The 12,689-nt window shown below is 43.7% G+C and carries 11 protein-coding genes; 7 read left to right on the top strand and 4 right to left on the bottom strand.

What is annotated here, in order from left to right; translation table 11 throughout:
* Positions 1-41 precede the first annotated feature (41 nt).
* Positions 42-422, top strand: a complete 381-nt coding sequence (locus tag H561_RS0103115; protein WP_027385691.1) for a Fur family transcriptional regulator — start codon at positions 42-44, stop codon at positions 420-422.
* 1,323 nt (positions 423-1,745) lie between these two features.
* Positions 1,746-1,934 (top strand): hypothetical protein, encoded by a 189-nt coding sequence (locus tag H561_RS23825; protein WP_155845720.1) that lies wholly within the window; start codon positions 1,746-1,748, stop codon positions 1,932-1,934.
* 649 nt (positions 1,935-2,583) lie between these two features.
* On the opposite strand, the gene H561_RS0103085 is transcribed toward H561_RS23825, so the two are convergent.
* The 4 genes from H561_RS0103085 to H561_RS0103070 form a co-directional block, all read right to left on the bottom strand.
* Positions 2,584-3,786, bottom strand: coding sequence for an efflux RND transporter periplasmic adaptor subunit (locus tag H561_RS0103085; RefSeq protein WP_027385689.1), 1,203 nt, complete (start codon positions 3,784-3,786; stop codon positions 2,584-2,586).
* Positions 3,787-3,860: 74 nt separating this feature from the next.
* Positions 3,861-5,132 carry an ABC transporter permease gene (locus tag H561_RS0103080; RefSeq protein WP_027385688.1) on the bottom strand — a complete coding sequence of 424 codons (1,272 nt, stop codon included), beginning with the start codon at positions 5,130-5,132 and terminating at the stop codon, positions 3,861-3,863.
* A gap of 60 nt (positions 5,133-5,192) precedes the next feature.
* Entirely contained in the window at positions 5,193-6,422 is a 1,230-nt protein-coding gene (locus tag H561_RS0103075; protein WP_027385687.1) for an ABC transporter permease, read from the bottom strand.
* Positions 6,423-6,584: 162 nt separating this feature from the next.
* The gene (locus H561_RS0103070) at positions 6,585-7,274 is read right to left on the bottom strand and encodes an ABC transporter ATP-binding protein (RefSeq protein WP_027385686.1); all 690 of its coding nucleotides are present in this window, start codon (positions 7,272-7,274) and stop codon (positions 6,585-6,587) included.
* A 426-nt stretch (positions 7,275-7,700) separates the two neighbouring features.
* Here H561_RS0103070 and H561_RS0103065 point away from each other — a divergent pair, with 426 nt between their 5' ends.
* From H561_RS0103065 to H561_RS0103045, 5 genes are all read left to right on the top strand, one after another.
* Complete coding sequence (locus H561_RS0103065; protein ID WP_027385685.1) at positions 7,701-8,675, top strand: ribonucleotide-diphosphate reductase subunit beta; 975 nt, start codon at positions 7,701-7,703, stop codon at positions 8,673-8,675.
* A gap of 552 nt (positions 8,676-9,227) precedes the next feature.
* Positions 9,228-10,886 (top strand): ribonucleoside-diphosphate reductase subunit alpha, encoded by a 1,659-nt coding sequence (locus H561_RS0103060; protein ID WP_027385684.1) that lies wholly within the window; start codon positions 9,228-9,230, stop codon positions 10,884-10,886.
* 130 nt (positions 10,887-11,016) lie between these two features.
* Complete coding sequence (locus tag H561_RS0103055) at positions 11,017-11,472, top strand: hypothetical protein (protein ID WP_027385683.1); 456 nt, start codon at positions 11,017-11,019, stop codon at positions 11,470-11,472.
* Complete coding sequence (locus tag H561_RS0103050) at positions 11,469-11,669, top strand: helix-turn-helix transcriptional regulator (protein ID WP_027385682.1); 201 nt, start codon at positions 11,469-11,471, stop codon at positions 11,667-11,669. Before H561_RS0103055 ends, H561_RS0103050 begins: the two co-directional genes overlap by 4 nt.
* A 96-nt stretch (positions 11,670-11,765) precedes the next feature.
* The gene (locus H561_RS0103045) at positions 11,766-12,656 is read left to right on the top strand and encodes a DUF72 domain-containing protein (RefSeq protein WP_027385681.1); all 891 of its coding nucleotides are present in this window, start codon (positions 11,766-11,768) and stop codon (positions 12,654-12,656) included.
* Positions 12,657-12,689 lie beyond the last annotated feature (33 nt).

The raw sequence follows: 12,689 nt of genomic DNA, 5'->3' as shown, positions 1-12,689 counted from the left end.
TATTGCGATCTGGTCGCAATAATAATTTTTATATTTGCAGGATGGCAAAAAGAAATACAGCTTCCAAACAGATAATTCTGGAATCTCTGAAAAAATCCGGTTCGGCGGTAAGTCAGGAAACCTTACAGAAAGAGCTGGGGGAAACGGTAGACCGGGCCACGATTTACAGGGTGTTAAACAGTTTCTGCGAAGACGGAATTGTTCATAAAGTATTGGGTGATGACGGAAAATTTTATTTTGCCGTCTGCATGAACTGCTCGGGAAAAAACCACAGGCACAATCATTTCCATTTCAAATGCATCACCTGCGGAAAAATAGAATGTTTACCGAATGAAGTGGAAATCCATCTGCCGGAAGGCTATCAAACGGTTGCGTTTAACGGGTTTATTTCCGGATACTGCAAACAATGTTCAGGCCGGTAACCTGAAACTGACAGGATGTGAAATTTCTGACGCCTTATTTCTGCTTTTATCCCTGACCTCTGTCCTGCCCGGTAACCGCCCTTTCCATTGATCAGGAAATTCCGTTTCTGCCCCTATTCCGACAGGCCGTTAACTCATGCGGCTATCTGTTCAGGCTATTGTTCAGGTAAATGCCTGCATAAAACGGTGCCTACAAAATAACCATCCCGGCTGCAGTGAAAAGAGAATAAAAAAACGAAACATACAACAGCAATAACAGCACCGACCGGAAGTAAAAACGACATAGGAGTCTGAAGCGTTAAAAAACCTCAGGGAGGTTCGCCGATTCGTTACGTATATAAACAATCAGAGGCAAATGGAGCCTGTGAACGTTAAGAAAATTCTAGTGTCCGAAGTGCGAGGCCAACACTCCTATACTCACCCAATAGATCATTTCGCACAAGTTTAGAATTTTTAGTGAACAGGGTTGATTTTTAGCGGAAGGATCCAAGTCTTGATCTTTTGGTTCTTTTGCATCAAGGCAAAAGAACTCAATAAACATAAAATGCCTTCATAAAATGATTCATACAGAATAACAACACCCACTACGAGTAAAAAATGACCTGGGATTCTGGAGCATGAAGAAAATCTCAGAGAGGTTCGCCGATTCATTGATTGTATAAATAATCAGAAGCAAATGAGGCCTAAGAACGTTAAGAAAATTCTACTGTCCGAATTGCGAGGCCAACACTCCTATACTCACCCAATAGATCATTTCGCACAACTTTTAGAATTTTTAGTGAACAGGGTTCATTTTTAGCGGAAGAATCCCAGTCCTGATCTTTTTTTTGGTTCTTTTGCATCAAGACAAAAGAATAAATAAAAATTAAACAGAACAGAAGCAAAATGAACAATTGTACGTAGTTTAACAGTTATCTATATGCTTTATTATCCGTAGTTCACCATTGAAAATACAAGCCTTTCCACAGCAGGAATTTCTATCGGTCATTATCCGGGAATAGAATTGTATAAATTTACGAAATCTTCAAATAAATATATAAAAAATTAACAATATATCAATAACCTACTGGAAAGGCCCGGTTTTACAGGCATTCTTCGACAGTTCTTCGGGTCTTCTTCGACAGTTCTTCGGAAAAACCCCCTGTTTTCCGAAGCCGACCCGAAGAAGACCCGAAGCGGACCCGAAGAAATGCAGGTTAATACCGGTCATAGGCTGCCAAAACCTGCCAAAACCGGACACAAGCTGCCAAAACCGGTTTAGGCCATGGCCCATTCAAAAACCGGTGATACCTTTGTTCCGTTAACCCCAAAAAAAGCAGCACCATGGCACCAATCGCAAGAGGGATCCCGGGCGGATTCTCAGGAAAATCAGGAACGGCAGCGGGCATCGGCCGGTGCGGACAGGACCTCATCAGGAGGATACCAAAGTGCAGCCGCAGGGCTACAGACCACATCAAGGCGGGCTTCTCTGCAGACCGTAAACATGATCAGGCTGGCATGGCAGGGTCATGAATCGGTAACGGACAAGGCCAGTCCGTGTGCTGCAGCGGAGCTTCGGGCACGTCTGAAATTTTCGAATCGGTTGCGGCCAGGACCGGCTCAAAAGCAGACATCACGTTGCCGCATGGGGTATAATGGCCAGAAGATCCAGGTATGGTGTACTTCACACCGAAGAAAATTCGGCGTCCGACAGCTCTTATCTCGCAGCACTGACTCTCATTTAACATACCTGCTGACTTGGTTTGATCTCTACCCGAAGGGGCAGGGATTTTTTGTGCTTTGCATTCAATGCTCCCGATGGCGGAGCGGAGCCGAAGCTACGGTATCACCGGAACAGCATTTCAGCCGTCCGTCACCCATAGATCTTCCGGTTGTCTGTTTAAGTAATTTTTCATTTTTCATTTTCCATTTTCTTTACCTCCACAAAAACGGATGGGTCAGATTTTAAAATTGATCAGAACCTGTTTATTTAAAATTCAAATTTTACTACCAAATAATAAAAATATGACAAAGCTGTAGCGATGGCTGAAGAGAAAATTCTTTTTGAAAAAAGAGGGCAGCAGAAAACAGGACGCCGCTTCTGTTAAAGAAAGCCGTTTGGAATATAAAAAGCCCCGGGAAAATTCCCGGGGCTTCCGCTTACAGCGTATCATGCAGTTTATTATTTCTTGGATTTATCTTTCAGTTCTTCTTTATCTTTATCCGAAGGGTTCCAGACTTTGACCTCGGAATTTTTATTGATTGGCGACCCCGGAAGCACCTGAACGTTGATCCCGTCGCTGGCCCCGAGTTTTATATATTCTTTTTTGAATTTGCCGTCTTTTTGTTTCACTTCTACAAACGGAACATCTTTACCGTTTTTCTTTTCGTACTGAACCAGGGATTCATCCAGTAAAAGTGCGTTTTTCTGAGAGTTCAGCACAATTTCCCCGTTGGCGGAGAACCCGGCTCTGATGTATTCATTGTTCGGGTTGTGCACATCGCCTTCCACCGGGAATTTGATGGTCCCGTTGTTGTCTTTCCCTTTCGGGGCGATCATGGTCAGCCTTCCGGGAAACGTTTTGTTCTGAAGGGCCCCGATCACAATATTCATATCCATGCCCTGCTTCAGTTTTCCTGCCTGTGCCTCATCGATTTCCCCCTGGAAGATCAGTGAATTAAGGTCTGCAATCGAACAGATGGTAGTCCCGGCATTGAAGGAGTTGGCCTCAATTACCTGGCTCCCTACTTTTACAGGCACTTCCAGCACCGTTCCGGATGCTTTGGAACGGATCTGCGTGGTCGCAAGGCCCTGCAGTTCAGGGATCGCACCGGTTTTGGCGATCTGTAAGGCTTTCTGTGCCGTTACCAGCTGCTGGTTTGCATTTTTCAGCGCCTGCTGCTGGGCAAATAGCTGCTGCTGCGAATTCAGGTATTCCTGTCTGGATATGACCCCCTGCTTAAACAGGCGCTCCTGCATTTCGAACTGTTTGCGCATGTTTTCAACATTCATTTTGGCATTACTGATCTGCAGCCGGGCATTCTGAACGTTTTGCTGGGAATTGTTTACATCGGCAAGGTTCGGGACAATCCTAACGGTAGCGATCAGCTGCCCTGCGTCTACCCGGTCCCCTTCTTCCACCAGGATTTTATCAATGATCCCCGCTATGTTCGGTTTGATTTCAATTTCTTCTTTCGGAACAATTTTTCCTGTGGCCATTACCTTGTCATCCATATTCTGAATGGTCGGTTTCCGCGTAAGGAAAGCTTCGCTCTCTGTGGAATTGGATTTCACAAGATACCTGATCCCGGAGAATAAAGCCACTGCAAATAAAAGCCCCAGGACAATGTAAACAGCTTTTTTCCAAGTGAATTTCTTTTTCATATGTATAGTTTATTTTTTATTTAAGTGATATAAAATATAATTGTTTAAAAATAATGCATTCCAGAACCCATAACTTACTCCGTTCTCAATGCTTCGATCGGCCTGATCTTCACCGCCCGTTGCGCCGGGATCATCCCGATAATCAGCCCCAGGATTACCATGACCGACATTGCGGCAAAGACATTCCCGTAATTAACGGTAGGGTTGTAAAACGGAAAAGAATCCTGGCCCTGCGTAGCCATATTTAAAATCATCAGGACAAAAATACCGAACATGAACCCGAGCAGCCCGGATGAAAGCGTAATCACTACGCTCTCGAGCAGAATCTGGTTCCTCACTTCCGAAGGTTTTGCCCCTAAGGCCCTCCGGATCCCGATTTCCTTGGTCCGTTCCTTTACGGTAATCAACAGGATGTTGGAAATGGCAATTACCCCCGCAAGAATCGTCAGGGTCCCTACGATAATGGTAAGGAGCTGCATCCCGGTTAAAAATCCAGTCAGTTTTTTAAACTGTTTTCCGAGGTTGAAACTTCCGAAGGCATTCGTATCCTCGGGAGACACTTTATTTTTAGCTTTCAATTCGAGCTTTACGCTTTCTTCCACAGAATTGACGCTGGCATCCGGCTTGCTCACGATGGCAAACATATCAATCTGGTCTGCGGCATTGTACATTTTGGTATAGGTGGAAAGCGGAATGAAGACCGTCTGGTCATTTTCAAAACCGCCGCCTTTTTTCACCCTGAAGACCCCGATCACATTGAAGAAAATCCCTTTAATGTTCACCGATTTGCCCAGCGGGTTTTCATTCTTTTTGGCATCGAAAAAGTTTTTATAGATCTCCTCTCCTATAACCGCCACATTTTTATTTCCTGAAACGTCGGCATCATTGATGTAACGCCCGAAAATCAGTTTTTTCTCAGAAATCTTATTTCCTACGGGATAATCCCCCGTTAATGAATAGGTCCCGTTTTTGCCGTTCCGGGACATCGCTTCTCCCGGTGTTCCTGTAAAGCTCCCTCTTGAATTCTGGGGGGAGATATAATCGATGCTGGGGATTTTCCTTTTCAGCATATCAATATCGGAAAGGCGGAGATGCACCTGTCTGCCTTTGGGGAAACCTTCATAAGGAATCGATGTATTCTGGGCCCAGAGGAAGATAGAATTGGTGGCAAACCCTGAAAACAGTTTATCGAAACCGTTTTCCATTCCCTTTGCCGATCCTAACAGGACAACATATAAAAACATACCCCAGCCTACCCCGATCATGGTAAGGAAGGTCCGGAGCTTATTATTTTTAAGGGAATAATAAATTTCCTGCCAGGTATCTTTTTTTAGTAGTATGTTCACTGTACTGTATTTGGTTATAAATGAATGATGGTTGTTTTATCCGGTGGCGTTTTCAAACCGTTATTCCGTCCTCAATGCTTCAATCGGTTTGATCCTTGACGCCCGGTATGCCGGGACGAAGCCTGCGATAAGACCGGAGAACACGAGCGCGATAAATGCCGTGAAGATGGTCCCCCAGCCCACACTCGGGCTTTTAATAAAATATTCTTCCAGGTTGTCACCGATCAGGTGCAGAGCCAATACGCCCAGCCCCACGCCTACAAATCCCGATATCACGGTAATCACCACACTTTCCTGTACGATCAGCGCGACAATGCTCCGGGGCTTGGCCCCGATCGCTTTTCTTACGCCTATTTCTTTGGTTCTCTCTTTTACGATATAGACCATGATATTGCTGATCCCAATAATTCCCGCCAGCAGCGTCCCCATCCCGATAAACCCTACAATGGCTGTAAGAACCGCCATAAACGTGAAGGTATCATTCATATTCTGGGCATTGTTCCAGATTCTTACGCCGTTTTCATCTTCGGGCGATACATTCTTCCTCGATTTTAACCTCTGCTTCAGCTCATCGCCGTATTTGATCGCCTGCTGCGGATCCATCTTCTCATCATAGGCAATGTAGACCGTGCTCACCGTATCGGAGCCTTTCTTCATCTGCTGAAGCGTAGAAATAGGGACTGTGATATGCCTTTCGTCCCAGTCTCCCCCGTCATCGGAGAACACGCCGACCACTTTAAACATGGTGCCGTTGATATCCAGTTCCTTTCCTACCGGGCTTCCGTTTTTAATCAGGTCCCTCTGCACCATTCTCCCGATAACCGCAACGTTTTGTTTCCGGTCCAGGTCGGTCGGCGAAAGGTAACGGCCTTCCAGAATTTTACGGTTCTCAATATACTGTTCTCCCATATCCGCGCCGTTGATCTGGTAGCTGCCGCTTTCCTTACCGTATTTCACCAATAAATTAGACGTATACCTGGGCGTGGAACTTCCCACTTTCTTTTTATCGACGTTAATCAGGAAATCATAATCGTCATTGTTCATGGTAACCACCCTGTCCGACTGCAAGCCGTTATATGCAATGGTCGTTTTGCCTGTAGAAACCGAAATCAGATTCTGGGCATCCCGGGCAAACCCTTCCGTAAAAGCATTCCGCAACCCCGTACCGATCCCGAAAAGCACGATGAAGATAAATAATCCCAACGCTACGGTAAAACCGGAAAGTACCGTCCGCAACACATTGCTTCGGATGGAGCTGAATATTTCCTGCCAACGATCTAGGTCGAACATATTTTTTAAGTTTGAAGCGGAAGACGGGTGACGGAAGTCTCCGATCCTGCCGCTGTTTTTTTAATTTAATTTATTACAATATTTTCGGTTTCAGGGGAATAGTAAAGAACAGGATGTAAAATATAAGTTCTTTAATCAAGTTCCGAAACCTCAGGCTTACCGCTACAGCACAATCTGCTTGATAAACGCATCGCTTTCAATAATCCCGTCACGAAGGATCACGTTTCTTTTGGTCTGTGCGGCTACGTCCGGCTCATGGGTAACCACGATAATGGTCTTGCCTTCATTGTTGATATCCTGAAGAAGCTTCATGATATCATGGGTGGTCTTGGAATCCAGGGCACCGGTAGGTTCATCGGCAAGCACTACTTTAGGGTCCGTGATCAGGGCCCGCGCAATAGCGACCCTTTGTTTCTGTCCGCCTGAGAGCTCGTTCGGCAGATGGGTAGCCCATTGGGCCAGGCCTACTTTTTCAAGGTATTCCATCGCCTTTCTTTCCCGCTCCTTCCTGGGAACATTCTGGTAATACAACGGCAGCGCCACGTTATCCAAAGCCGTTTTATACCCGATGAGGTTAAAAGACTGGAAAATAAACCCTAAAAATTTACTCCGGTATTCTGCCGCTTTCACTTCGGATAAATGTTCGATCGGAACATTGTCCAGTTCATAAGTACCGGTATCTTTCTCATCAAGAATCCCAATAATATTAAGCAGGGTAGATTTTCCGGAACCGGAACTTCCCATGATCGAAACAAACTCGCCCTCGGAAATATTAAGATTAATTCCCTTCAGCACGTGAAGCTTGCTTTTCCCCGTGTCGTACGATTTATGTAAATCCTGAATGATTAGCATTAATGATGGTTGTATGATGTTTATGCCTAATAAGTAGAAGATATTTCCGATTTGTTACAACAATATAATTTTCTTTATATGAATTAATGTTTAACAGGATTGCTGTTTATTAACAGTCCATTACAAAAAAGTGTTTAATTGCATTCCGCCGATAATGCTTATTTTTTTACAACAATCCTGTGTAAGTCAGTACCTAAGCGGTTTTCATGTAAATGTGGAAAACTTTTAAGGTTAAAATTCAGCCATTTAGTGTTCGCCCCTTTCAAATACAGTTCCTGTTGCCTAACTTTGTACCTGTATATCACAGAGGTATACAAAAAATTCCGGAGTAAGCATTTTTACCCGCAATTAACAAACAGTCAGCACGTTGGATATTGACAAGCCTATTCAATCTGATGCAGTCATTTAATTTAAGATCTTCTAAATATGGGAATTTTTGACAAAAGAGTAAGTTATAAGCCATTCGAGTATCCTGAAGTTCTTCAGTTTACAGAAGCCATCAACAAATCATTCTGGGTACATTCGGAAGTGGATTTTACTGCCGACGTTCAGGATTTTCAGTCGCAGCTGGAACCGCACGAAAAAAACGCGGTAAAAAATGCACTTCTGGCCATTGCTCAGATTGAAGTTTCGGTAAAGTCATTTTGGGGGAATCTGTATAATCATCTTCCGAAGCCTGAATTGAACGGTTTGGGAGCCACTTTTGCAGAATGCGAATTCCGTCATTCGGAGGCTTATTCAAGATTGCTTGAAGTGCTGGGCTACAACGAAGAATTCCTGACTGTTGTGGAAGTTCCTGCACTGAAGAAGCGGATTCAGTTTTTATCCAATGTCCTGAAGCATGCCAATTCCGCAACGCCGAAAGAATATGTTTCCTCTTTGCTTTTATTCAGTATCCTGATTGAAAACGTGTCATTGTTTTCGCAGTTTGCCATTATTCTATCGTTCACCCGGTTTAAAGGGTTCATGAAAAATGTTTCCAATATTATCGCCTGGACTTCTATTGATGAGCAGATTCACGCCAACGGCGGGATTTATTTAATCAATAAAATCCGTGAAGAGCAGCCGGATCTTCTGACTGATTCTGATATTGAGGATATTTACACCTTAGTCGATCAGTCGATCGAACTGGAAGGTGAAATCCTTGACTGGATCTTCGAGTTGGGCGAACTGGATAAATTCTCTAAACAGGACCTGATCAATTTTATGAAATACCGGGTTGATGAAAGCCTGGATAAGATCAACATGGAAAAACGCTATAACATCACGGCAGAACAGTACAGCCCGATGAAATGGTTCGAAGAGGAAGTTTTCGCGAACTCTATGGATGATTTCTTTGCCAAAAGACCGGTGGACTATACAAAACATGACAAGAGTATTACGGCGAACGATTTGTTTTAAATTAATTGAACAATTATTTATTGGGGCGCCTTTTCCGCCTTCCGTTCCCGCTTTTTTGTCATTGCGGGCAAAGTGAAGCAATCTGTTGAAATATTGATGAATCGCCATAACAAAAAGAGCTTCATTCAAGTCGGGCGCGAGCGGGCAAAGCAGTTAGTATTACTTCGTTCCTCACGATGACGAAAACAGATAATTGGGCGATAAAAAAAAACCTAACGGGTTTTGAAAACCCGTCAGGTTTGATTGGGATTCCAATAGAAACGGACTTTAACCCATTTTAAAAAGCAAAGAAGTTCATTTGGCTTTAGCCAAAACTTATCAACAGATTGCATCGTTCCTCGCAATGACGGGATTCAGAAGTAAGGAATACAAAATGTTATCTTAGCCCTGATGGCAGCGGCATCTTTTTTTTGAGTGACTAAGCAAAACCAAAGGCACCAAAAAAAGATATAGCGGAAAGCAGGCAGACCAGCGAGGAGAAAAAACAAAATTTTCTGCTCCTAAAAAAAATAACAAAACGATGTACCCGGTACATTTTACAATATAAAATCTATGGACGAACAAAACAACAACATATGGTGGCTCAACGAAGAATCTGAGCAAATGCTGAACAGAGGATACCTGCTGAAAGGGGAAACCGTAGACGGCGCGATTGACCGGATCACCACGGCAGCGGCAAAAAAATTATACAAACCTGAACTTCAGCCGGCTTTCAAGGAGATGATCATGAAAGGATGGATCAGTTTTTCTTCTCCGGTCTGGGCCAATATGGGAACACAGAGAGGCCTTCCGATCTCCTGTTTCAATGTTCATATTCCGGACAGCATTGAAGGGATTACCCATAAAATGGGCGAAGTGATCATGCAGACGAAAATCGGGGGCGGAACTTCAGGATATTTCGGGGAGCTTCGTAACAGAGGGACGGCCGTAACCGATAACGGGAAATCTTCAGGGGCGGTTTCTTTTATGAAACTGTTCGATACCTCTATGGATGTCGTTTCCCAGGGTGGTGTAAGAAGAGGTGCTTTTGCGGCGTATCTTGATGTAGACCACGGTGATATTGAAGAATTTTTATCCATTAAAGACATCGGAAGTCCGATCCAGAACCTGTTTACCGGAATCTGTGTACCGGATTACTGGATGCAGGATATGATTGACGGCGATGCCGATAAGCGTAAAATCTGGGCAAGGGTTCTGGAAAGCCGCCAGCAGAAAGGCCTTCCTTACATTTTCTTTACCGATAATGTCAACAGGAACAAACCTCAGGTGTATAAAGATCTCGGATTAACCATCAATGCAAGTAACCTGTGTTCTGAAATCATGCTTCCGTCCACAAGACAGGAGTCTTTCATCTGCTGTCTGTCGTCAATGAACTTAGAACTGTACGATGAGTGGAAAGATACCAACGCTGTTCAGCTGGCGATTTATTTCCTGGATGCTGTTCTGTCTGAATTTATCGAGAAAACGGAAGGAAACTATTATCTTCAGGGAGCGAGGGATTTTGCCATGCGTCACAGAGCATTGGGCTTAGGCGTTTTAGGGTATCACTCTTACCTGCAGAAAAATATGATTCCTTTTGAAAGTTTTGAAGCGACTCAGTTTAATGCAAGGGCTTTCAAACACATCAGGGCACAGGCAGATATCGCCTCAAAAGAACTGGCCAATATCTACGGGGAACCGGAGTTGCTGAAAGGATACGGAATGAGAAACACGACCGTAATGGCCATTGCTCCTACGACTTCAAGCTCTGCGATTTTAGGGCAAACTTCACCGGGAATCGAGCCGTTTGCCTCGAATTATTACAAAGCCGGACTTGCCAAAGGAAACTTTATGCGTAAGAATAAATACCTGGCAAAACTGCTTGGGGACAAAGGCTTAGACAATGAAGAGACCTGGAGAACGATCATGCTGAACCACGGTTCCGTACAGCACCTGAACGAATTATCTGACGAAGAGAAAGCCGTATTCAAAACATTCAGGGAGATTTCCCCGATGGAAATTATTTCCCAGGCTGCGCAGAGACAGCAGTATATCGACCAGGCACAATCGCTGAATCTTCAGATCCCTTCGACCATGCCTGTAAAAGACGTTAACTATCTTTATATTGAAGCATGGAAAAAAGGAGTGAAAACCCTTTATTACCAGAGAAGTTCATCCGTTTCCAAGGAAATGATGGTGAATTTTGTGACCTGCTCGGCCTGTGAAGCTTAGTGATAAACCTTTAAAAATGCATATTAAAAACCATAGTATCCGTACTGTGGTTTTTATTTGTAACAAAAAGTAAAATAAACTTTACATTTTGTAAAATATTTATTACATTTGTTGTATTAAAACTTTACACATGAAAGCATTATCACTTCTTCCCAGCCGTTTCAAAAAAGCAGGCTGGTGTATTTTTCTTCCGTCACTGGTATTGGGTATATTATCCCTTACAGGTCTTTTCAGTATGCCGGAGATCTCTTTACCTGTTGTCTACAATTCAGGATTTCCTTTAAGCCAGGAGGAATCAGGGTTTTTTGTAAACACTGAAATAGCGGTATTCCCCAATCTGTTCGGAATACTGATCATTATCGGCGGCCTGTTGGTGGGCTGCTCAAAAGAAACCATTGAAGATGAATATATTTCAGGCTTACGACTGAAATCCGTTTTCTGGAGCCTTATGGTGACCTACTCTGTTATTCTGATCTTATTTTTAACCGTTTTCGGAACTGCATTTCTTACCGTGATGATCCTGATCATGTTCCTGCCACTGGTATTATATGTATTCAGATTTAATTATTTATTGCTGAAGAAATGAAGAATACCATTAAAATTGAAAGGGCTGTAAAAAATATAACCCAGGAAGATCTGGCCAAAACAATCAGTGTTTCAAGGCAGACCATTAATGCGATGGAAGCCGGAAAATATGTACCTTCTACGGTTCTGGCACTGAAAATAGCAAAATATTTCGATAAGAAGGTAGAAGATATTTTTGAGCTTGAATCTGATGATTAATTAGCGGTACACCAACAAGATTAAAATTAAACTGCAGGAAATTTCTGTAATTTTGGTTTTATATTTGTTGAACCAGTTAATCACTAAAGACTTCATATGAAATTCGGAAAACTGGAAGACGCTTCGCACATCGATTTTACATTACCCAAAGACCACCCTGACACCAGGGATGCGCTGAGCCGGAATACGGAGGGGCTGGGCCATGTCTCAATCGGGTGTGCCAAATGGAGCAGGACCGATCTGAAAGGCTTTTATCCGAAGGGCACCAGGGACGAGCTTTCCTATTATGCGACCCAGTTTAATTCCATCGAGCTGAATGCCACCTTTTACGGAATGCCGGCCCCGGCACAGATCCTGACCTGGAAAGATAAAACGCCCGCACCCTTTAAATTTTTCCCGAAAATCCCCAATACCATTTCCCATTTCAGAAGACTGATCGACGTTACAGACCCGGTCACCCGGTTTGCCACTTCCATCATGAATTTTGAAGAGCAACTGGGAATGGCCTTCCTTCAGCTTCATGACAATTTCAAACCTCAGGATTATGCAAGGCTTGAAAAATTCGTCAGGGAATGGCCGGAAGAGATCCCGTTGGCCATAGAACTCAGAAATATGGAATGGTTTACGGATGAAAACGTATTCAATGACCTATGCACGCTTTTCGCACAGCATCAGATCACCAACATTATTGTGGATACCGCCGGCAGAAGGGATGTGCTCCACATGCGGCTTACGACGCCTGATATTTTCATCCGTTATGTAGCCACCAATACGGAAACCGATTACCGGAGACTTGACGACTGGGCAGAACGCCTGACCGAATGGAAAGAACAGGGCCTGCGGAATGTCGCTTTTTTTATCCATCAGGATATTGAAGCCACCTCCCCGCTTTTGTTCGCTCATTTTATCCGGCAGCTCAATGAAAGGTGGAAGATGAATCTTCAGATTCCGAAAATGGCAACGGAAAGTACGGGAACCCTGTTTTAAAGATAAATGATTTCCGGATAGGCAAATTTTTAA

The organism is Chryseobacterium gregarium DSM 19109, assembly GCF_000430845.1.
Classification (GTDB): domain Bacteria; phylum Bacteroidota; class Bacteroidia; order Flavobacteriales; family Weeksellaceae; genus Chryseobacterium; species Chryseobacterium gregarium.
This window is presented reverse-complemented; position numbering and strand designations above follow the sequence as displayed.